Annotated in this window: 20 protein-coding genes and 1 pseudogene; 11 read left to right on the forward strand and 10 right to left on the reverse strand. The window is 70.9% G+C overall.

Going from position 1 to position 19,496, the window contains the following annotated elements:
- From AB0N06_RS33960 to AB0N06_RS33970, 3 genes and pseudogenes are all read right to left on the reverse strand, one after another.
- A pseudogene (locus AB0N06_RS33960) lies at window positions 1-152 on the reverse strand (dehypoxanthine futalosine cyclase); the annotation flags it as partial.
- A gap of 72 nt (window positions 153-224) precedes the next feature.
- Window positions 225-1,955, reverse strand: a complete 1,731-nt coding sequence (locus AB0N06_RS33965) for a serine/threonine-protein kinase (RefSeq protein WP_366138538.1) — start codon at window positions 1,953-1,955, stop codon at window positions 225-227.
- Between the two features lie 369 nt (window positions 1,956-2,324).
- Window positions 2,325-3,203, reverse strand: a complete 879-nt coding sequence (locus AB0N06_RS33970) for a menaquinone biosynthesis protein (protein WP_366138539.1) — start codon at window positions 3,201-3,203, stop codon at window positions 2,325-2,327.
- Between the two features lie 378 nt (window positions 3,204-3,581).
- Between AB0N06_RS33970 and AB0N06_RS33975 the strand changes: the two genes are divergently transcribed.
- Both AB0N06_RS33975 and AB0N06_RS33980 read left to right on the forward strand, forming a co-directional pair.
- A complete protein-coding gene (locus AB0N06_RS33975) occupies window positions 3,582-3,785 on the forward strand; it encodes a cold-shock protein (protein ID WP_037693088.1) in 204 nt (67 codons plus the stop codon).
- Window positions 3,786-3,948: 163 nt separating this feature from the next.
- Complete coding sequence (locus AB0N06_RS33980; protein ID WP_358856829.1) at window positions 3,949-4,776, forward strand: MerR family transcriptional regulator; 828 nt, start codon at window positions 3,949-3,951, stop codon at window positions 4,774-4,776.
- 70 nt (window positions 4,777-4,846) lie between these two features.
- On the opposite strand, the gene AB0N06_RS33985 is transcribed toward AB0N06_RS33980, so the two are convergent.
- Together AB0N06_RS33985 and AB0N06_RS33990 are read right to left on the reverse strand one after the other, a co-directional pair.
- Window positions 4,847-6,073 carry an amidohydrolase family protein gene (locus AB0N06_RS33985; RefSeq protein WP_366138541.1) on the reverse strand — a complete coding sequence of 409 codons (1,227 nt, stop codon included), beginning with the start codon at window positions 6,071-6,073 and terminating at the stop codon, window positions 4,847-4,849.
- A 166-nt stretch (window positions 6,074-6,239) separates the two neighbouring features.
- A complete protein-coding gene (locus AB0N06_RS33990; RefSeq protein WP_366138542.1) occupies window positions 6,240-6,368 on the reverse strand; it encodes a hypothetical protein in 129 nt (42 codons plus the stop codon).
- Window positions 6,369-6,370: 2 nt separating this feature from the next.
- Between AB0N06_RS33990 and AB0N06_RS33995 the strand changes: the two genes are divergently transcribed.
- The 3 genes from AB0N06_RS33995 to AB0N06_RS34005 all read left to right on the forward strand — a co-directional run bounded on the left by AB0N06_RS33995 (window position 6,371) and on the right by AB0N06_RS34005 (window position 10,072).
- Entirely contained in the window at window positions 6,371-9,343 is a 2,973-nt protein-coding gene (locus AB0N06_RS33995; RefSeq protein WP_366138543.1) for a BTAD domain-containing putative transcriptional regulator, read from the forward strand.
- A 194-nt stretch (window positions 9,344-9,537) separates the two neighbouring features.
- Window positions 9,538-9,711 (forward strand): hypothetical protein, encoded by a 174-nt coding sequence (locus tag AB0N06_RS34000; protein ID WP_366138544.1) that lies wholly within the window; start codon window positions 9,538-9,540, stop codon window positions 9,709-9,711.
- A gap of 193 nt (window positions 9,712-9,904) precedes the next feature.
- Window positions 9,905-10,072: a hypothetical protein gene (locus tag AB0N06_RS34005; protein ID WP_366138545.1), complete on the forward strand. Its 168-nt coding sequence runs from the start codon at window positions 9,905-9,907 to the stop codon at window positions 10,070-10,072.
- A gap of 62 nt (window positions 10,073-10,134) precedes the next feature.
- On the opposite strand, the gene AB0N06_RS34010 is transcribed toward AB0N06_RS34005, so the two are convergent.
- Entirely contained in the window at window positions 10,135-10,530 is a 396-nt protein-coding gene (locus tag AB0N06_RS34010) for a PIN domain-containing protein (protein WP_366138546.1), read from the reverse strand.
- Window positions 10,530-10,805, reverse strand: a complete 276-nt coding sequence (locus AB0N06_RS34015; protein ID WP_366138547.1) for a hypothetical protein — start codon at window positions 10,803-10,805, stop codon at window positions 10,530-10,532. Before AB0N06_RS34015 ends, AB0N06_RS34010 begins: the two co-directional genes overlap by 1 nt.
- Window positions 10,806-10,926: 121 nt before the next feature.
- On the opposite strand from AB0N06_RS34015, the gene AB0N06_RS34020 reads away from it, so the two are divergent.
- Together AB0N06_RS34020 and AB0N06_RS34025 are read left to right on the forward strand one after the other, a co-directional pair.
- Window positions 10,927-11,286, forward strand: a complete 360-nt coding sequence (locus tag AB0N06_RS34020; RefSeq protein ID WP_366138548.1) for a hypothetical protein — start codon at window positions 10,927-10,929, stop codon at window positions 11,284-11,286.
- A complete protein-coding gene (locus tag AB0N06_RS34025; protein WP_366138549.1) occupies window positions 11,279-11,551 on the forward strand; it encodes a hypothetical protein in 273 nt (90 codons plus the stop codon). The genes AB0N06_RS34020 and AB0N06_RS34025 overlap by 8 nt, the downstream gene beginning before the upstream one ends.
- Here the strand turns inward: AB0N06_RS34025 and AB0N06_RS34030 are convergent.
- Window positions 11,496-13,115, reverse strand: coding sequence for a FadD3 family acyl-CoA ligase (locus AB0N06_RS34030; protein WP_366138550.1), 1,620 nt, complete (start codon window positions 13,113-13,115; stop codon window positions 11,496-11,498). The two genes, AB0N06_RS34025 and AB0N06_RS34030, sit on opposite strands and share 56 nt — an antisense overlap.
- A 97-nt stretch (window positions 13,116-13,212) precedes the next feature.
- On the opposite strand from AB0N06_RS34030, the gene AB0N06_RS34035 reads away from it, so the two are divergent.
- Genes AB0N06_RS34035 through AB0N06_RS34045 form a run of 3 tightly spaced genes read left to right on the forward strand, consistent with a single transcriptional unit; the run spans window position 13,213 to window position 15,612 of the window.
- Window positions 13,213-14,361, forward strand: coding sequence for a lipid-transfer protein (locus tag AB0N06_RS34035; RefSeq protein WP_366138551.1), 1,149 nt, complete (start codon window positions 13,213-13,215; stop codon window positions 14,359-14,361).
- Between the two features lie 8 nt (window positions 14,362-14,369).
- Window positions 14,370-14,810 carry an OB-fold domain-containing protein gene (locus AB0N06_RS34040; RefSeq protein WP_366138552.1) on the forward strand — a complete coding sequence of 147 codons (441 nt, stop codon included), beginning with the start codon at window positions 14,370-14,372 and terminating at the stop codon, window positions 14,808-14,810.
- Between the two features lie 10 nt (window positions 14,811-14,820).
- Entirely contained in the window at window positions 14,821-15,612 is a 792-nt protein-coding gene (locus AB0N06_RS34045) for an enoyl-CoA hydratase/isomerase family protein (RefSeq protein ID WP_366138553.1), read from the forward strand.
- A 6-nt stretch (window positions 15,613-15,618) separates the two neighbouring features.
- On the opposite strand, the gene AB0N06_RS34050 is transcribed toward AB0N06_RS34045, so the two are convergent.
- On the reverse strand, window positions 15,619-16,173 hold the full coding sequence (locus AB0N06_RS34050) for a hypothetical protein (RefSeq protein ID WP_366138554.1): 555 nt from the start codon (window positions 16,171-16,173) through the stop codon (window positions 15,619-15,621).
- Window positions 16,174-16,367: 194 nt separating this feature from the next.
- On the opposite strand from AB0N06_RS34050, the gene AB0N06_RS34055 reads away from it, so the two are divergent.
- Window positions 16,368-16,970 carry a hypothetical protein gene (locus tag AB0N06_RS34055; protein ID WP_366138556.1) on the forward strand — a complete coding sequence of 201 codons (603 nt, stop codon included), beginning with the start codon at window positions 16,368-16,370 and terminating at the stop codon, window positions 16,968-16,970.
- Between the two features lie 176 nt (window positions 16,971-17,146).
- On the opposite strand, the gene AB0N06_RS34060 is transcribed toward AB0N06_RS34055, so the two are convergent.
- Entirely contained in the window at window positions 17,147-19,495 is a 2,349-nt protein-coding gene (locus tag AB0N06_RS34060; RefSeq protein WP_366138555.1) for a PQQ-binding-like beta-propeller repeat protein, read from the reverse strand.
- Window position 19,496 lies beyond the last annotated feature (1 nt).

Raw genomic sequence — 19,496 nt, forward strand, 5'->3', positions numbered from 1 at the left:
CCGGCGTAGCGGCGTCGGCGCACGGCGTCGGCGGCCGCGCCCAGCGCGTGCAGGGGCGCCGACCGGTAGAGGTCGAGGGCCTCCTCCGGAGTGATCCGGCCGCCTTCGGCGGCTCGGTCGAGGATGGGCTGGAGGTCGGCCTTCTCGGTCACCGGGCTGTCACCTTTCGGCGGTTTTTCAACGGATCCATGGACCGGTTCAGCCTACGCCAGCACCTCCCGGGGTCAGTTGCCGGACCGGGCGAGTGTGCCGTACGGAAGCCCCGCACCCCGCTCCCCGGACCGGAAGCGGAGTGTGCCGTCCCCGGCGAGGGTGAAGGTGACGTCGGTCGTGGTCTGCGTGCAGAGCCCGGCGGTTCCGGGCCGGTCCGGGTCGGCGCGCTCCCGGAGCGTCAGTTCCTCGGCGGTGCCGGAGGAGAGCTTCGCGATGCTGTTGCAGCTGACGGTCACTCCGAGGGTGGAGAAGGTGGTGTTCATACGGACGACATCCGTGCCCTTCTTCCCCTCGGTGAACACCGCGGTGAGGGTGCCGTGCGGCTGCCCGGTCGTCTTCTCGGTGAGCGGCCCCTTCCAGGTACCGACGAACGTCTTGGGCAGCGCGGTGACCTGGCCCGTACCTTCGTGTCCCCCGTCCGCCGGGTTCGGCGACGCGTCGGAGGACGTAGCAGGGGGCTGGGCGACCCCGCCGTGCTCGGCGTCGCTGCCACCGCTGCCCGGCAGCAGGTCGAGGAGGAGGGCGCTGCCGACGGTCACGGCGGCGAGCGCGCCCGCCACGGCGAGGGCGACGGTGCAGCTGAGCCTGCGGCCGCGGCTGCGGCCGGTGGGGCCGGGTTCGGAGCCGGCGCCGACGGTGACGGAGAACCGGGAATCGGGGGTACGGGGGCCGGGGAGCCCGCCCGGGTCGTGGTCCCCGGCCTCGGACGGCGGGAACGTCCGGGGCGGGCGGGGCGGCTCGATCGGCGGCCCGAACACTCCGCGCGCGCCGTTGCTGTCGGCGGAGCCGTAGGCGGTGAGGGAGGCGTTGCTGAACGGCACCGGTCCCGACTGCACGGGCCCGTCCTGCGGCTCCAGGTCCAGCAGCGCCACTGCCGAGCGGCTGACCTCGCGCACCAGCGGTCCGGGCAGCCAGCCCGCCGCCACCGCCGCCGCCGCCCCGTCGGGTGCCAGCCGTCGGGCGAGCTCCGTCGGGGTGGGCCGGCGCGCCGGGTCCTTCGCCAGGCACGTGGCGATCACGTCCCGCAGTTCGCCCTCGATCTCACCCAGCTCCGGCTCCTCGTGCACCACCTTGTAGAGGAGTACCGCCGAGGAGTCGCCGAGGAAGGGGGCGTCGCCCGTCGCCGCGTACGCGAGCACCGCGCCGAGCGAGAAGACATCGGCGGCGCCCGAGATCTCCAGACCCCGGATCTGCTCCGGTGCCATGTAGCCGGGCGAGCCGACCGAGACCCCGGTGGAGGTGAGCGAGGCGGTGGCGTCGATCGCCCGGGCGATGCCGAAGTCGATGAGGCGGGGGCCGTCGAGGGCGAGCAGGACGTTGGAGGGCTTCACGTCGCGGTGGATGAGCCCCTGCCCGTGCACGACGGCCAGGGCCTCCGCGAGTCCGGCGCCCAGGGTCCGTACCGCCTGCTCGGGCAGTGGCCCGTGCTCGGTGACCGCGGCCGACAGCGGGGGCCCGGCGACATAGCCGGTGGCGACCCACGGCACGGGTGCGTCCGGATCGGCGTCCAGGACGGGCGCCGTCCACTGGGCACCGATCCGCCGCGCCGCGTCGACCTCGCGCCGGAACCGGGCACGGAACTGTTCGTCGAGCGCGAAGTGCGGATGGACGACCTTGACCGCGACGGTGCGTCCGCCCGCACTGCGTCCCAGATACACCCGGCCCATGCCGCCCGCACCGAGTCTGCCGAGCAACCGGTAGGCACCGATGGTGAGCGGTTCGCCGGCTTCCAGCGGCTGCATACGGACTCCCCCTGTGGACCGGCCGGACCTCCGACCGAAGCCTAGGGGGCGGAGGTCCCGCGATCACAGAGAAGCCATCTGCCGATTTCACCCCTATGGGAACGAACCGCGGTTTTCGACACGGTAAAAGGCGCGAATCAGTCGTTCACCCGATCGAATCCGGGACGCAACCGGGACTCATCCCGTACGCCGTCCGCTATTCGGGATAGGACGTGCGAGCTGTCCGGCCGCGGCATTCGTGGCATTCGCTGGAAAGGAATCCAAGGGGCAGTGCGATAAACAGCACGGGAGGGAACGGGGAAGCCAGAAGAAGGTTCACTATTCACCTGTCGTCCGGACCCATTCCCCCGCGCAGTGGCCGGTGCCGGATCAGTGGCCGAGCAGCTCGACGTTCACGTCCACCGGGAAACCGGTCGTCGCCCCGACCCGGCGGGCGAACTCATGTACGCCCGACAGCTGGTCCGGACCGAAGCGGAAGTCCAGCGTCGTGAAGTACCGCTCCAGCAGCTCTGCGTCGAAGACCTCCCACCGCGCTGCCGTCTCGGCGACCTTGGTGACCTCTTCCAGCGACAGGTCCCGCGAGGCGAGGAACGCCCGGTGCACCTCCCCCACCATGGCCGGGTGCGCGGCCAGATAGTCCTTGCGCGCCGCCCAGACCGCGAAGACGAACGGCAGCCCCGTCCACTCCTTCCACATCTGCCCCAGGTCATGGACCTGCAGACCGAGGCGCGGCGCGTCGTGCAGCGAGGCGCGCAGCGCGGCGTCGCCGATCAGCACGGCGGCGTCCGCCTCCTGCATCATCAGGCCGAGGTCGGGCGGGCAGGTGTAGTAGTCGGGCGTCACCTCGTACCGCTCGGCGAGCAGCAGCTGAGCGAGGCGTACGGAGGTGCGCGAGGTCGAACCGAGTGCCACCCGGGCCCCGTCGAGCTGTTCCAGGGGCAGCTGCGACACGATCACGCACGACATGACGGGCCCGTCGCAGCCGACCGCGATATCGGGGAAGGCGACGAGCTGATCGGCGTTGCGCAGGTACTCGACGAGGGTGACGGGGCCGATGTCGAGGTCACCGCGTACCAGCTGCTCGCTGAGCTTCTCCGGGGTGTCCTTCGACAGCTCCAGGTCGAGCAGGGTTCCGGTCCGCGCCAGGCCCCAGTAGAGGGGGAGGCAGTTCAGGAACTGGATGTGGCCGACGCGCGGCCTGCTGCGACGGTCGTCGCCTGCTGCGGGGGAGACGGTTGAATTGTCCACGTCGCGAGGCTAGACCCGTGCGGGCATCCCGCCACCACCGGGGCGCGGAGGGGCCCGCCCGGTTCCGCCCCTCCGTGCCTGCCGGTCCCACGCCCCGGCGTGTCTCCGCGGCCACCTCCGCGCCACCCGAACGACATCCCCGGGCCCCCTTCTGACCGCTATCTCCGTCGGTCTCTCGACAGGGCAATCAAACATCCGGGTGAAGTGATCTTTCCCTCTACCGTTCCGCACACGCTGCGTGCTAGGCTCGACGCAAGTTGCAGTTTGGTTTCCCTTGCAGTACAGAGCCTGCGGAGCATGTAACCCGCAGGCTTTTGTAGTTTTCAGACTTCTTTGCAGGTTCTGGAGCAGGGCAACCCTTTGGCCCAAGGAGGGCTTATGGCTACCGGAACCGTCAAGTGGTTCAACGCTGAAAAGGGCTTCGGCTTCATCGCCCAGGACGGCGGCGGCCCGGATGTCTTCGTCCACTACTCCGCGATCAACGCGTCCGGGTTCCGCTCCCTCGAGGAGAACCAGGTCGTGAACTTCGACGTCACTCAGGGGCCGAAGGGCCCGCAGGCTGAGAACGTCAGCCCGGCCTAGTTGCCCGGGTCGGCCGATCGCGGCCGGCATGCAGTACCCAAGGAGCCCCGCTCCCCCGCCTCGGCGGAGGAGCGGGGCTCCTGCCTTGTGATGGCCCGCCCGGTGCCGCCGCGGACGGGAGCTTGACCTTGACACCGTGTGAGGGCGTGCACTGGGAGACATCATGTTCACCATCGGAGATTTCGCCAGGTACGGACGGGTGTCGGCCCGGATGCTGCGTCACTATGACGCCATCGGACTGCTGCCTCCCGACCGCACCGACCCCGCGACCGGCTACCGCTTCTACGGTGCCGCTCAGCTCGCCCGCCTCAACCGCATCATCGCTCTCAAGGATCTCGGCTTCACGCTCCAGCAAGTGCAGGCCGTCCTCGACGAACAGGTCGGACCCGAGGAGATCCGCGGAATGCTGCGACTGCGGCAGGCGGAGCTGGAGGCGGCCATGGCCGCAGCGGCGGCGCGGCTTGCGCAGGTCGAGGCGAGGCTCCGGTCGATCGAGAGCGAGGGGCACATGCCCACGGACGACGTTGTGATCAAGAACGTTCCCGCGGTACGGGTGGCGGAGCTGACGGGGACCGCGGCCGGCTACGAGCCGCAGGCCATCACTCCGGTGATCGGACCGCTGTACGACCGGCTGTTCCCGCTGCTGGAGGCGGCCGGAATCAGCCCGACCGGCCCGGGCATCGCGCGCTACGAGGACGCCCCCGCGGGCGACGGCGCGATCACCGTGCACGCGGGGGTGACGGTCTCCGCCCCGGTCGGCCCGGTCGGTGACACCGGAGTCACGGTGGTCGACCTGCCCGCGTTCGAAGCGGCGACCATCGTCCACCGCGGTTCGATGGACGGGGTCCTCGCCACCGAGCAGACGCTGGCCCGCTGGCTGGACACCCATGGGTACCGGTCCCTGGGGTACACCCGGGAGATCAACCTGGAGTGCCCGGAGGACAAGGACAAGTGGGTGACGGAGCTCCAGGAGCCGGTGGCCAGGGCCTGACCACGTCCCGCGGGGCCCGCCGGAGACGGTGGGCCCCGTGCCGCACCACCCGCCGGTGGGGCCTACCGCCTCAGGCCCCCGGCCCCGCCCACAGCCCCTCGTCCGTGAGCCCCAGCAGATCGATGGCGTTGCGGCGCACGATCCGGTCCACCACGTCCGGGTCCAGGTGCCCCATCTGCGCCTCGCCGACCTCGCGCGACTTGGGCCAGGTCGAGTCCGAGTGCGGGTAGTCGGTCTCGTACAGGACGTTTCCGACTCCGATCGCGTCCAGGTTCTTCAGCCCGAACGCGTCATCGAAGAAGCACCCGTACACATGCTCGGCGAAGAGCTCCGACGGCGGCCGGTGCACCTTGTCGGCGACACCGCCCCAGGCCCGGTTCTCCTCCCAGACCACGTCGGCCCGTTCCAGGATGTACGGGATCCAGCCGATCTGGCCCTCCGCGTACATGATCCGGAGGTTCGGGAACCGTTCGAACTTGCCGCTCATCAGCCAGTCGACCATCGAGAAGCAGCAGTTGGCGAAGGTGATGGTGGAACCGACCGCGGGCGGGGCGTCGGCCGAGGTGGACGGCATCTTCGAGGACGAGCCGATGTGCATCGCGATCACGGTGCCCGTCTCGTCGCAGGCCCGCAGGAACGGATCCCACGCGTCCGTATGTATCGACGGGAGTCCCAGATGTGGGGGTATCTCGGAGAACGCGACGGCACGCACCCCGCGCGCGGCGTTCCGCCGGACCTCGTCGGCGGCGAGCTGTGCGTCCCAGAGCGGGACGAGGGTCAGCGGGATCAGCCGGCCCTGCGCGTCGGGGCCGCACCACTCCTCCACCATCCAGTCGTTGTACGCGCGCACGCCGAGCAGTCCGAGTTCACGGTCCTTCGCCTCCGTGAACGTCTGACCGCAGAACCGCGGGAAGGTCGGGAAGCAGAGCGCGGACTGGACGTGGTTGATGTCCATGTCGGCGAGCCGGTCCGGGACCGCGTACGAACCAGGGCGCATCTGCTCGTACGTGATGACTTCGAGCTTGATCTCGTCCCGGTCGTAGCCGACGGAGGTGTCGAGCCGAGTGAGCGGCCGGTGCAGATCCTCGTACACCCACCAGTCGCCGATCGGCCCCTCGTCGCCCTTTGCGCCCATCACCGGCGCGAACCTGCCACCCATGAAGGTCATTTCCTTCAGGGGGGCGCGGACGATGCGCGGGCCGCGGTCGAGGTACTTGGACGGGAGCCGGTCCCGCCAGACATGAGCGGGCTCCACCGTGTGGTCGTCCACCGAGATGATCTTCGGGAAGGTCTCCATGTGCACCACGGTAGCGCTGATCTGACGTACCGTCAGCTCTCTGGGCCGGGCCTCGGTTCCAAATCGTTGTCGAGGGCTTGTGCAGAGCGTCACCCACTGCTGACGTGTCCGCCCATGACAAGGCAGACTGTTGACCGCGATACCAGCGGTAGGCCGTCATCCGGATCTACTCGGACCACATCGGTGCAACGGCGGCCATTCCGGGCAGAGACACCAGCGAGACCATCGGAATCGGCAGCACCAGCGGGATCAGCGCGACCGGCAGGACTGGCGGGGCGAGCAGGACAGGGGGCATCAATGGACCGTGACCACGGGCCACGTGTGCGCGTTCCGGAGCAGCGCGCTGCTCAACAACCGACGACCGGGACCGGCCTGCGGTTCGCCGTGCTCGGACCCGTACGCGCCTGGCGCGACGACGAACTACTGGCGTCCGGCTCGCCGCAGCAGCGGGCCCTGCTGGTCGCGCTGCTGCTGCGCGACGGGCGCACGGCCACCGCCGCCGAACTCATCGACGCCATCTGGGGCGACGACCCCCCGTCCCAGGCGCTCGCCGCCGTACGGACGTACGCGTCCCGGCTGCGCAAGATCCTCAACCCGTCCACGCTGATCAGCGACGCCGGCGGGTACGCGATCCGTACCAGCCCCGACGCACTCGACCTCACGGTGGCCCAGGAGTTGGCCGCCGACGCGGAGAAGGCGCGGGCGGGCGGGGACAGGTACCGGGCCCGCACCCTGCTCAACGAGGCGCTGGCGCTGTGGGACGGCGAAACGCTGGCCTCCGTCCCGGGCCCCTACGCCGAGAACCAGCGCACCAGACTCGCCGAGTGGCGGCTCCAACTCACCGAGACCCGGCTCGACCTGGATCTGGAGGTCGGCTGCCACGCGGAAGCGGTCTCCGAACTCACCGCACTCACCGCGGCACACCCGCTGCGGGAGCGGCTGCGCGAACTGCTGATGATCGCCCTGTACCGGAGCGGCCGTCAGGCGGAAGCGCTCGCGGTGTACGCCGACACGCGCCGGCTGCTCGCCGACGAGCTGGGCGTCGACCCCCGCCCCGAGCTCTCGCAGCTCCAGCAGCGGATCCTGCAGGCCGACGAGGACCTGGCCCACCCGGCCGACGAGGCGACCCCCGCGCCCGCCGCCGTCCGCCCGGCCCAACTCCCGGCGACCGTGCCGGACTTCACCGGCCGCGCCTCCTTCGTACGCGAACTGGGTGACCGGCTGGCGACGGCGGAGGGTTCGGTCATGGCCGTGTCGGCGCTCGCGGGCATCGGCGGCGTCGGCAAGACGACGCTCGCCGTGCACGTCGCCCACCAGGCGCGCCCGCACTTCCCGGACGGCCAGCTCTACGTCGACCTGCAGGGCGCCGGCGCACGGGCGGCGGAGCCGGAGACGGTACTCGGCGCGTTCCTGCGCGCCCTCGGCACCGCCGACTCGGCGATCCCCGACTCGTTGGACGAACGGGCGGCGCTGTACCGGTCCACGCTCGACGGCCGCCGCATCCTGGTCCTCCTGGACAACGCGCACGACGCGGCGCAGATCCGCCCCCTGCTGCCCGGCACGGTCGGCTGCGCGGCCCTGGTGACCAGCCGCGTCCGCATGGTCGACCTCGCGGGCGCGCACCTGGTGGACCTGGACGTGATGTCCCCCGAGGAGGCACTCCAGCTCTTCACCCGGATCGTCGGCGAGGAACGGGTCGGCTCGGAGCGCGAGGCGGCCCTGGACGTGGTGGCCGCGTGCGGCTTCCTCCCCCTGGCGATCCGCATCGCCGCCTCCCGCCTGGCTGCCCGCCGCACCTGGACGGTCTCGGTCCTCGCGGCCAAACTCGCGGACGAGCGGCGCCGCCTGGACGAGCTCCAGGCGGGCGACCTGGCGGTGAAGGCCACCTTCGAACTCGGCTACGGCCAGCTGGAACCGGCCCAGGCCCGCGCGTTCCGCCTGCTGGGCCTGGCGGACGGCCCGGACATCTCCCTGGCGGCAGCGGCGGCGCTGCTGAACCTGGAGGTGCATGCGGCGGAGGACCTGCTGGAGTCCCTGGTCGACACGTCACTGCTGGAGTCGGCGGCGCCGGGGAGGTACCGGTACCACGACTTGGTGCGGCTCTACGCGCGTGCGTGCGCGGAGCGCGATGAACAGCCGCCGGAGGAGCGGGAGTTGGCACTGTCGCGACTGCTGGACTTCTACCTGGCCACGGCGGCGGGGGTGTATGCGCTGGAGCGGCCGGGGGAGCGCGTACTCGACCATTTCTCGCGTACCGAGTACCCCGGCCTGACCTTCCACGTCCGCGAATCCGCCTTGGACTGGCTCTTCGCGGAATCGAGCGGGCTTCTCGCGTGTGCACGCCAATCCGCAGGGATCGGCATGGCTCGCCGCGCCTCCGACCTCCTCATGGCAGTGGTGGATCTAGGTGAATCAGGAGCAAATTCACACCAGTTCGCCACAGCGGCGACAGCAGTGAGCGAGGCGGCCATGGCCGCCGGTGATGCCCAGGCGGAGGCACGCGCCCGCACGATGCTCACCCATGTGCACAGCGTCTCGGGACGGTTTGCCGACGCCGAGGCAGAAGCCCGGCGCGCTCTTGAACTGGGCCGACTTGCAGATGATCCGGTCTCCTTGGGCCAGGCCCCTAATCAGAGGGGAATCATCGCCCTCTACGAGAACCGGCACGCCGACGCCGAGCGCCACCTCACCGAGGCGCTGGCCGCCTTCCGCGCCGATGGCAACCGGCCGGGCGAGGCATCAGCGCTCTGCAACCTGTCCCGCGTCCACCTCGCCACAGGGAGGACGGCCAGCGCCGTAGATCTCGCGCAGCAAGGCGTGAGTATCTACGAGGCGGACACTTCTGGCTTGGCGCTGCGCCTGGCCAACGGGAAGTACGCCCTGGGCCTTGCTCTCAGCGGTTCCGGCCAGACCGGCCAAGCACAGGACGTGCTGACCGAGGCCATGTCCATATTCCGTGACAGCCGGCAGCAGTTGTGGCACGGTATGACGCTGTTCCGGCTGGCCCAGGTCCAGCTCGCCACCAGCCGGCCTGCCCACGCAGCATCGCATGCGGAACAAGCGTTGGCGGTCCTGCGGGGCATCGGGGGCGATTGGCGCCGTGCCAACGTCCTCACCACACTGGGACGCGGGCTCGCAGGCATAGGCCAGACCGACCGCGCCCAGGTCTGCTGGAACGAGGCCCTTTCGATCTTCGAGGAACTGGGCTCCCCAGAAGCCGATTCGGTACGGAATCTGGTGCATCCGGCTTCGGTTGCCCAGACATCCTGACCGACGTTCATCAATCGTTTATCGCCACACGGCACTCTCTTACTCATCGATCCGTCGCGTCGGGGGGCAGACGGATTGTCGAGTGGCCTCACCGCTAGGGTGAACGGCCCTGGAATGCCCGTCCGGCGGTCCTCGGGGGAACCGCCGGGCGGGCTCATCCATCCGTAGCCGTAACTTTTCAGGAGTTGAATCTCATGGCCGACAAGAGCGACATCCTCAAGCCGACGGACGCCCACGCCACCGGCGAGGAGATCACCACCCAGGACGCGCACGCCACCAGCGAGCCGCTCAAGCCGACGGACGCGCACGCCACCGGCGAGGAGATCACCACTTTGGACGCGCACGCCACCAGCGAGCCGGCCAACTAGACCTCACCCTCACGGGGAGCGGCCGCGGCGGCGCGGAGGGGGAGCCGTCGCGGCCGCTGCATGTCTACACGCCGGTTGACATAATCGCGCCAACGTTCAACCGCTTCGCGCCAACGGGGTTCCGCCATAGCCCCTCCCCGTTTCACTAGCGTCACTTCACGTCCGGAAGCTCGCTCCACACACAGGAGTTGGAATGACCCGCACGAAGAAGACGCTCGTCGCCGCCGCCTTCGCCGTGGCCCTCGGCCTCGGTGCGGCCACACCGGCGCTGGCTGACAGCCACATGACCGGCGACACCCCCGTCACCACACAGAACACCCACGCCACCGTGGTGACCCCGCAGGACACCCACGCCACCTGAGCCACACCCACACACGAGAGTGGCCTGAGCCAACAGCTCGGGCCACTTCCGCGTCCGGCGGCCTACAGCCCCCGCACCTGCACCCCCGCCCCGCACAGCTTCCCCATGTCGTCCTCGTCCGAGGTGAAGACCACCGCCCGGCCCGACTGACGCCCCGCGATCGCCGCGAGCGCCGCATCGATGGCGTACTTGTGGCCCTGTAGTCCCGTCTCCCCCAGCAGCCTGATCGCCGCGTCGGCGACGTCCTTGGTCACAGGCTCGACGACGATGCCGGACATCGCCCAGTTCCAGACGGGCCGCCGGATCTTGCTGTGGTACGCCTCGATCAAGGTCATCGAACTGGTCACCACGCGGATGCCCGTACGGTGAGCATCCTTGAGACGAGCCTTCATCCCCGGATCTCCGAGCGCCGCCCGGGAAAGGGCCTCGCAGTCCAGCACGTACGAGATATCTGGCATCAGGCCGCACTCCGATGCGACTCCGTGCCCGCATCCTGCTCATCGAACCACTGCTCGATCTCGCGCCGCTCCGCCTCGGCAGCCGCCAGGTCCGCATCGGCCACCGGGCCGTACTCGCCTTCCAGCCGCTGCACCAGCTCCCCCAGCCGGTCATGCTCGCGCTGGCGCTCGATGGCCCTTGTGACGTACGCGCTGAAGGCGCCCGGACCGACCTCGCTGCGGATCTCCTCCGCGAGCTCCTCCGGCAGGGTGACCGTGTACTTCTTGGTTGCCATACCCATCACCATACTGCCGCGATCGGTGCCCGCATCACCCGATTCACCCCATCCGGTGAAGCACATGCGCCGCCGCACGCCTCTCCCGTACCGTGGCGGTGAACCGCGCGAAGGGACCGGAATGACCGCACAGCACATCGACCCCGCGGGGCCCCTCATCCCCCGCCCGCAGCGGACCCCTGCGGCGCTCCGAATCGCCGTCGCACAGCTGGCTCCGCACCGGCTGGGAGAGATGGAGCAGCAGAAGGACGCGGCCATCGTCCTGGCTGCGGAAACCGGCAGCCTGGGGCCGATCATGCAGTTCCTGGAGTCGTGGGCAGTCGCCGTGGAGATCGCCCGGCTGCCTGTTGCCGCCACCCGCCTGCACTCTGCCGAGTACGCGGTGCAGAACCTCAACAGGGATGACCCTGCCTGGCGGGCAGCCATGGACGAGATCCGTAACCTCCACACGTCCGCACGGGAATCTCTCGCCGGTGAGTGAGTGGCGTTGGGAGTACGACCCGGACGAGACCCACGTCATCGGAGGCGCCACTCCGCCCTCGCCCGTCTTTGTCGCCGAGGTCGGGAAGCGCGCGGATGAGCTCGTAAGGGCCGCATCCGCCCTGCATCTCGACGGGACATCGTTCCAGGGGGCTGGTGACGGCGTGCAGACCGCGTTCGTGCCGGGCGGGATGTTCCTCTACCTCACCATCATCCGGCACCAGTGCGTCTACGTGCTCCAGGTGACGCCTTGGCCTTCGGACTGAGCGGCTCCTGTCCCCGCCCCCGCAGCTCCCCCTTCACCACCTTCCCGCTCGCGTTCCGCGGCAACTCCCCCACGAACTCCACCGCCCTCGGCACCTTGTAGTTCGCCATCTTGCGCCTCGACCAGGCGATCAGGTCGTCCGCCGTGAGCGTCGCGCCCGCCCGGCGGACCGCGTACGCCTTGCCGACCTCGCCCAGTCTCGGGTCCGGGATGCCGATCACCGCCACGTCCGCCACGTCCGGGTGCAGGCCCAGGAGTTGTTCGATCTCGGCGGGGTACGCGTTGAAGCCGCCGACGATGAACATGTCCTTGATCCGGTCGGTGATGCGCAGGTTGCCGTCCTTGTCGAGGACGCCCACGTCGCCCGTGTGGAGCCAGCCGTCCGAGCTGATCGTGGCGGCCGTGGTGTCCTGGTCCTCGAAGTAGCCCTGCATCACGTGGAAGCCGCGGACCAGGACCTCACCGGGTGCGCCGGGGTCGGCCAGCACGCGTACCTCCGTGTCGGGAATCGCACGGCCGGAGGTGGACGCGATCGTCTCCGCCGGGTCGCCCCTTCGGCACATCGTGACGATGCCGCTCGCCTCGGAGAGGCCGTATGCCGTGAGGACCGTCGCGATGCCCAGCTCCGTGCGCAGGCGTTCCACCAGCCGCAGCGGGACCACTGCCGCGCCTGTGACGACCAGGCGCAGGGCGGAGAGGTCGTGCGTCGCCCGCGCCGGGTGGTCCAACAGCGACTGGTGGAGGGTGGGCGGGCCGGGGAGGACCGAGATGCGTTCGGCGGCGATGTTCGCGAGGACCGTGTCCACGTTGAACACCGGCTGCGGGATCATCGTCGCGCCCCGCATCAGACACGCGATGATGCCCGCCTTGTAGCCGAAGGTGTGGAAGAACGGGTTCACGATCAGATAGCGGTCGCCCTCGCGCAGGCCGGCCAGCTCGCTCCAGATCGCGTAGCAGCGCAGGGTCTGGGCGTGGGTGATGACGGCGCCCTTGGGGCGGCCCGTGGTGCCCGAGGTGTAGATGATGTCGGAGGGGGCCGAGGAGGTGATCGCGTCGGCCCGTTCCCGTACCGCCGCGGGTGATATCCGCTCCCCCGTCGCCAGGAAGTCCTTCCAGGTGACGTAGGACTCGGGTGCCGTGTCCGCGAGCACCACCACCCGGTCCAGGTGCGGGAGTTCCGCCGCCGCGCGGCGCAGTGATGCCACGTACGACGCGCCCAGGAACGTGCCGGTGATGAAGAGCAGCTTCGCCCTGCTGCGTTCCAGGATGTACGCCGCCTCCGCGCCCTTGAAGCGCGTGTTGAGGGGGACCAGGACCGCGCCCGCCGTGACCGCCCCGAGCGCGGAGACGATCCAGTCCAGGGTGTTCGGCGCCCAGACGGCGACCCGGTCCCCCGGCTCCACGCCCGAGGCCATGCACGCGGCGGCGGCGCGTTCGACGCGGTCGCCGAGTTCGGCGTACGAGATGCGGGTGCGGCCCTCGACGACCGCCTCCCGGTCCCCGTACCGCTGCGCTGCCGTCCGCACCAGCCTCGGGATGCTGCCCCACTCCTCGTCGCCGCGCATCGCATGCCCTCCCACCGAACCGCAACAGCTGACTATCCGTCAGATTAGCTGTAGCCTCTGCCGCTGTCAGCAGTCATGACGATCGCGGAGGTGGCGGGTGGCGACGCTCAAGGACGTGGCAGCGATAGCCGGGATCGGACAGACGGCCTTCGCGAAACAACTCCCGGAATCCGAGAAGACCTTGGCCTGCCGGGCCATCGTCGCGGCACTCGACGACGCGGGCATCGCCGCATCGGAGGTCGACGCGTTCGCCTCGTACACGATGGAGGAGACGGACGAGGTCGAGGTCGCCAAGGCGATCGGGGCCGGTGACGTCACCTTCTTCTCCAAGGTCGGCTACGGGGGCGGTGGTTCGTGCGCGACGATCGCGCATCTCGCCGCCGCCGTCGCCACCGGACAGGCGAGCGTCGGGGTCGCCTGGCGCTCGCGGAAGCGCGGCTCGGGGCCGAGGCCCTGGAAGAACACCACCGCCCAGCTGCCCACCCCCGCCCAGTGGACCCGCCCGTACGGTCTGCTGCGGCCCGCCGACGAGATCGGGATGCTCGCGCGGCGGTACATGCACGAGTACGGAGCCACTCGCGACCATCTCTTCAATGTCGCGCTCGCCTGCCGCAACCGCGCCAACCAGAACCCGGACGCGGTGATGTACGAACGGCCGCTGACCCGCGACATGTATATGACCTCCCGCTGGATCAGTGAGCCGCTCTGTCTCTTCGACAACTGTCTGGAGACGGACGGGGCACTGGCCTGCGTCGTCGTCTCCGCCGAGCGGGCCCGGGACTGCCGCCACAAGCCCGTCTACATCCACTCCGTCGCCCAGGGGCTGCCGGCCCAGCACCACGGGATGGTCAACTACTGGAACGACGACCCGCTCACCGGCCCCGCCTGGACGGCCGCCCGGCAGCTGTGGCAGCACGCCGACTTCGGGCCGGACGATGTCGATGTCGCGCAGATCTATGACGCGTTCACCCCGCTCATCCCGCTCTCCCTGGAGGGTTACGGCTTCTGCGGGCGCGGCGAGGGCGCCGCGTTCACCGAGGGCGGGGCACTGGAGAGCGGCGGCCGGCTGCCGATCAACACCGGGGGCGGCGGGCTCAGCGAGGCGTATGTGCACGGCTTCAACCTCATCAATGAGGGAGTGAAGCAGCTGCGCGGGATCTCCACCGCGCAGGTGCCGGACGCCGCGACCTGCCTGGTCACCGCCGGTGAGGGCGTGCCCACCTCCGCCGTACTGCTGAGGAGCTGAGATCACGAATGGAATCGCTGCTGCTGCCCGTCGCCGACGAGGACGGTGCCCCCTTCTGGGAGTACGCCGCCCGGGGCGAACTCCGCGTCCAGGCGTGCGCCGCCCCCGCGTGCGGCGCCCTCCGTTTCCCGCCGCGGCCCTGCTGCCCGCACTGCCAGTCCTTCGAGAGCGAGTGGCGGCCGATGAGCGGGCGCGGCCGGATCTGGTCGTACGTGCTGCCGCATCCGCCGCTGCTGCCCGCGTACGCCGCGCAGGCCCCGTACAACGCGGTCGTCGTCGAACTCGCCGACGCTCCGCACATCCGGCTGGTCGGCAATGTGGTCAGCGGCCCCGAAGCACCGCTCAACTCGGTCGATCCGGCGCGGCTGCGGATCGGGGCACCGGTGCGGGCGGTCTTCGCGCCCGTGAGCCCGGAGCTGACCGTGGTCCGCTGGCTGCCGGCAGGGTGAGCGGACGACGATGACGCTGCGGACGGAGACCGACAAGGAGACCGGGGTCGCGGTCGTCACCCTCGACCGGCCGGAGAAGCTGAACGCGATCGACCTGGCGACGGCGGACGAACTCGCCGCCGCGTGGCGGGCGTTCCGGTTCGACGACGGGGTGCGGGCCGTTGTCGTCACCGGTGCGGGCGGGCGCGCCTTCTGTACGGGGATCGACCGGGACGTGGAGGTGCCGCAGCCCTCGTCCCCGTACACGATCGACGACCCGCTGCTCGCGATCGGACCGAAGGCGAACGACCTGTGGAAGCCGGTGATCGCCGCCGTGGAGGGGATGGCGTGCGGCGGGGCGTTCTATCTGCTGGGCGAGGCGGAGTTCGTCATCGCGTCGGAGGAAGCGACGTTCTTCGACCCGCATACGACCTACGGCATGGTCAGCGCGTACGAGGCGATTCACATGGCGCAGCGGATGCCGTTCGGGGAGGTCGCCCGGATGTCCCTGATGGGTACGGCCGAACGGGTGACGGCCCGTCGTGCGTACGAGACCGGGCTGGTCAGCGAGGTGACGGCGCCCGGCGGCGCGGTGGCGGCGGCGGTGCGAGCGGCGGCCGTCATCGCGTCGTACCCGACCGGGGCGGTGCAGGGAACGGTGCGGGCGGTGTGGTCCGCCAAGGAAGCGGCGCGCACCCAGGCGCTGGCCCACGCCCCGCACCTGATCGCGCTCGGAAACCTGCCGGTGGAGCGGCAGGACGAGCTGTTCGCGGCGCGGGGACGTGGGCGCGGACGTGGCGAGAGCGGGTTCGGACTGCGGTGAGCGCGGTCAGTAGCTGAGCGTGGCCTCGACCCGGCACTTCTTCACCCGGGACACCTTGCCCGGGGTGTCCATCCGCACGGACAGGGTCCGGCTCGCGCCGCCGTCGACCTCCACGCTCGCCTCGCCGGTGTCGACGGTGTGGCCGGCCGCGTCGAGGAAGGTGACGTCGATGTCGTACGTGTGCGTGTCGTACGCAACGGCCGTGATGCGGACGGTGGAGGCGGTCACGGCGCGCCGCTTGCCCTTGCGGGGCTGCGCGCAGCGGAGGACGGTCACTTGGGGCGCGTCGGTCGCGGTGGCGCTGGGCGTCGCGGTCTCGTAGGTGGAGCCGCCGGACGAGCTGCTCGACGAGTCGTCGTAGTCATCGTCGTCGTAGTCGTTGTGGTGGTAGCTGCCGTTGCTCTTCTTGGAGTTGGAGCAGCCGCCGCCGCTGCTGCTGCTGCTCGAACTGCGGCTCTTGCCGCCTCGGCCCTTGCCGCCGTGGCTCGAGGTCGAGAAGCCGGTGAGTGCGAGCACCACCGCCACCAGGACCGCCGAGAGTTTCAGATGCTGCCGCATCATCGATGCAGCCCCCCTTGTGTTGTTGTCATGTTGCTGTCGAACGACCGCGCGACACCGTAACGCATGGCACACGCACGGGATGGGCCGTCCGGCCGGTGCGTCCCTGTGGCAGGGGTCGGGGGCCCGGCGTAGCGTCGGCGTCGAGAGCGGTGCTGACGCGCGACGCCGGTCCGCACGACCGCAGGAGGCCGATGATGATCCGCTACATCCTCGGCTCGACCGTCGCTCTCGCAGGAGCGGCGGCCGCCGTGCTGAGCCCCTTCCGTGACTGGTACGACGGCCGCCTCGGGCGGCAGTACCGGATCGCGGACCTCTTCAACGGCATCAGCGGGGCGCGGCCGGGACTCTGGGGGTCGATCTGGCTGCCGCTTCTCTTCGCCGCAGCCGTGACGGTGGTGGGTGTGTGGCTGCGGTCTCGGCTGCTGGTCGCGTGCGCGGGGGTCGTCGTCCTCGGCTTCACCGTGCTGTGGATGGTGCGGCAGGGGCAGGCGACCGGGAGCCTGACGGTGGCGGCGAACGGGTCCGGGCTGCAGGTGGGGGTGGCGACCGCCGCGGTGGGCGGGGCACTGATGCTGCTGGGGGCTGCGGTGATGCCGGGGCGGTGGGCCGGCCACGGGCGTCTGGAGCGCGTGGACCGGAAGCGGCCCTATGCGGCGCCGGGGTCGGACGATCCGGACACCTGGCCGCCGACGCAGGAGCCGGGGCCATCGGTGCAGACAAGTCCCCTGCCGGAGCCGGAGGCGGACCCGTACACGGGCCCCGAGCCCCCGGACCCGCGCCGCCCGCCGGACCCCTGACGCGCCGGACGAACCCGGCGCCCTCCGCAGCTTGCCCCACCGTGGCGCACGGTTCCGTCCTCACACGGACGGGTCTGGGTGTGCCGGAACGGCCTGTGCGTGCCGGACGAGCGGGGAAAATGGAGCCCGTCCGGCGATCGAGGACAAAGCGGCTGCCGGGCGAGCCCGGTGAACGCCTACGCCCGCGCCCGGTTCCCCGTGCCCGTCCCCTTCAGCGCGTCCAGCGCGTACACGCAGCGATCCTTGCTGCACGCGTACACCACGCCCCCCTTCGCCACCGGCGACCCCGTGATCTCGCCGCCCGTCGCAAGCTTCCAGCGCAGCTGGCCGCCCGCCGCGTCCAGCGTGTACAGCACGTGGTCGGCGGAACCGAAGTGGAGGCGGCCGTCCGCGACGACCGGTGCGCCGACGACCTCGCCGCCCGCGGCGAACCGCCATTTCGGGGTACCCGTCACCGCGTCCAGCGTGTACAGCGCGCTGCCGCTGCCGACGTGGACATTGCCCGCCGTGACCAGTACCGGTTCGATCGACTGGCGCGCCTCCGTCGCGATGCGCCACCGGTCCTTGCCGGTCGTCGCGTCGAGTGCGTACACCGTGCCGAGGTAGTCGGCCAGGTACACCCCGCCACCGGTGACCGCGGGCCCCGGCGCGAACGCGGGCGGGGACAGGAAGACCGCGGGCGACTCGAAGTGCCAGCGCACCAGCCCCGACGCGACGTCCACCGCGAGGACCCGGGTGCCCGCGGCGACGTACACGTAGCCGTCCGTGGCGGCCGTCACCCGTACCGGCACACCCCCGCAGGACGCCGCGTCACCGATCGGGTACGACCAGCGCTCGATGCCCGTACGGGCGTCCACCGCGCGCAGCCGGGCGTCCTGCCACAGGTACACCGTGCCGTCGTGGATCGCGGGCCCGGCCTCGGCCGTCTCGAAGTCGGTCTGTACGCCTCCGGTCTCCCACAGCTTCTCGCCGGTGGACGCTTCCCACGCCTGCACGCCGCCACCGCGCGTGCCGGTGATCACGGTGCCCCGGTCGGCCTTGAGCGAGTACACCCAGGCGTCGGTCTGCAGCCGCCACCGTTCGGCGCCGGTCAGCGCGTCCAGGGCGTACAGCGAAGGGCCGTCGGAGCCGTGGATGCGGCCGCCGTCGAGCGTCATCGACCAGGCGACGTCACGGGTCTTGAACTGGCGCCGCCCGTTGCCGACGTCCAGCGCGTGCACCTCGAACGACGTCACGTACAGCAGGTCCCCGGCGACGACCGGCGTGCCCCACACGTCGTTCGACATCCGGAACCGCCAGGGCCGCCAACGATCCGGCTCCGCGGGCGGCGCCTCGGGGGCGTGCGCCGGAGGGGGCAGCGGGGCGGCGGCCGGGACCGCGCCGTTCAGCCCGGCGGGCGGGCGCACCCACCCGGTCGCGGGACCCGCCTCCGCGCCGGCCATCGCGCGCACGTCCGCGGCGCGCGGCCCGGGTCCGATCGGCACCTTCGCCCCGGGCAGCCGCACCGGACCGCCCCCGTCCGACTCTCCCGCCCGGACAGGTGAGGGGGCGGGGGACGGCGATCTCAGGTCAGCGCCGCTGCGCCACGCCGACTCCCAGTCCGCGCCCCGCGGCGGGTGCTGGGGCGGCGACGGTGCCGGGGCGGGCGCCGGAGCGGGCGCCGCGGCGGGAACCGCCGTGCGCCCCCCGCCGCGGCGCTGCTCGATCATCGCCGTGGCGGACGTCGGCAGCCAGGCCGACGCCGTACCGCTGTCGTCGCTGCCGGAGGCGAAGAGGTGCGGGGCGAGCTGGGCCTGCAGATCCGCCGGGCTGGGCCGCAGCCCGGCGTTCATCTGCATGCAGGACTCGATCAGCGGCCGCAGGTCGTCGGGCAGCCCCTCCACATCGGGGCCCTCCCGCAGCAGCATGAAAACCGTCTCGACCGGGTTCGCCCCGTGGAACGGCGCATGCCCGGTGGCGGCGAAGACGAGCGTCGAGCCGAGCGAGAACACATCGCTCGCGCCCGTGACACTGCGCGAGTCCCTGGCCTGCTCCGGCGACATGTACGCGGGGGTGCCGACCGCCACGTTGGTCATGGTCAGTCGGGTGTTGGAGACTCCGGACGCGATCCCGAAGTCGATCACCCGCGGACCGTCCTCGACCACCAGCACGTTCGACGGCTTGAGGTCGCGGTGGACCAGCCCCGCACCGTGGATGGACTGGAGCGCCTCGGCGATCCCGGCGGCCAGCCAGCGCACCGCCTGGGTCGGCATCGGGCCGCACTCATTCACTATCTCTTCGAGCGAGGGAGCGGGCACGTAAGCGGTGGCGAGCCACGGCACGGCGGCGCGCGGGTCGGCGTCCACCACGGCGGCCGTGTAGAAGCCGCTGATCGCGCGGGCGGCCTCCACCTCACGCGTGAAGCGGACCCGGAAGAGCTGGTCCTCGGCGAGCTCCGTACGTACGGTCTTGATCGCCACCCGTCGGCCGGACGCCGAGCGGGCGAGATAGACCAGCCCCATGCCGCCGGCCCCGAGCCGTCCCAGC

Source organism: Streptomyces sp. NPDC051020 (genome assembly GCF_040683105.1).
In the GTDB taxonomy this organism is placed as follows: domain Bacteria; phylum Actinomycetota; class Actinomycetes; order Streptomycetales; family Streptomycetaceae; genus Streptomyces.

Coding starts and splice junctions, on each gene's coding strand:
- AB0N06_RS33965 (WP_366138538.1), bottom strand. CDS start 1,955: ATGCAGCCGCTGGAAGCCGGCGAACCGCTCACCATCGGTGCCTACCGG.
- AB0N06_RS33975 (WP_037693088.1), top strand. CDS start 3,582: ATGGCTACCGGAACCGTCAAGTGGTTCAACGCTGAAAAGGGCTTCGGC.
- AB0N06_RS33980 (WP_358856829.1), top strand. CDS start 3,949: ATGTTCACCATCGGAGATTTCGCCAGGTACGGACGGGTGTCGGCCCGG.
- AB0N06_RS33985 (WP_366138541.1), bottom strand. CDS start 6,073: ATGGAGACCTTCCCGAAGATCATCTCGGTGGACGACCACACGGTGGAG.
- AB0N06_RS33990 (WP_366138542.1), bottom strand. CDS start 6,368: ATGCCCCCTGTCCTGCTCGCCCCGCCAGTCCTGCCGGTCGCGCTGATC.
- AB0N06_RS33995 (WP_366138543.1), top strand. CDS start 6,371: ATGGACCGTGACCACGGGCCACGTGTGCGCGTTCCGGAGCAGCGCGCT.
- AB0N06_RS34000 (WP_366138544.1), top strand. CDS start 9,538: ATGGCCGACAAGAGCGACATCCTCAAGCCGACGGACGCCCACGCCACC.
- AB0N06_RS34005 (WP_366138545.1), top strand. CDS start 9,905: ATGACCCGCACGAAGAAGACGCTCGTCGCCGCCGCCTTCGCCGTGGCC.
- AB0N06_RS34010 (WP_366138546.1), bottom strand. CDS start 10,530: ATGCCAGATATCTCGTACGTGCTGGACTGCGAGGCCCTTTCCCGGGCG.
- AB0N06_RS34015 (WP_366138547.1), bottom strand. CDS start 10,805: ATGGCAACCAAGAAGTACACGGTCACCCTGCCGGAGGAGCTCGCGGAG.
- AB0N06_RS34020 (WP_366138548.1), top strand. CDS start 10,927: ATGACCGCACAGCACATCGACCCCGCGGGGCCCCTCATCCCCCGCCCG.
- AB0N06_RS34030 (WP_366138550.1), bottom strand. CDS start 13,115: ATGCGCGGCGACGAGGAGTGGGGCAGCATCCCGAGGCTGGTGCGGACG.
- AB0N06_RS34040 (WP_366138552.1), top strand. CDS start 14,370: ATGGAATCGCTGCTGCTGCCCGTCGCCGACGAGGACGGTGCCCCCTTC.
- AB0N06_RS34045 (WP_366138553.1), top strand. CDS start 14,821: ATGACGCTGCGGACGGAGACCGACAAGGAGACCGGGGTCGCGGTCGTC.
- AB0N06_RS34050 (WP_366138554.1), bottom strand. CDS start 16,173: ATGATGCGGCAGCATCTGAAACTCTCGGCGGTCCTGGTGGCGGTGGTG.
- AB0N06_RS34055 (WP_366138556.1), top strand. CDS start 16,368: ATGATCCGCTACATCCTCGGCTCGACCGTCGCTCTCGCAGGAGCGGCG.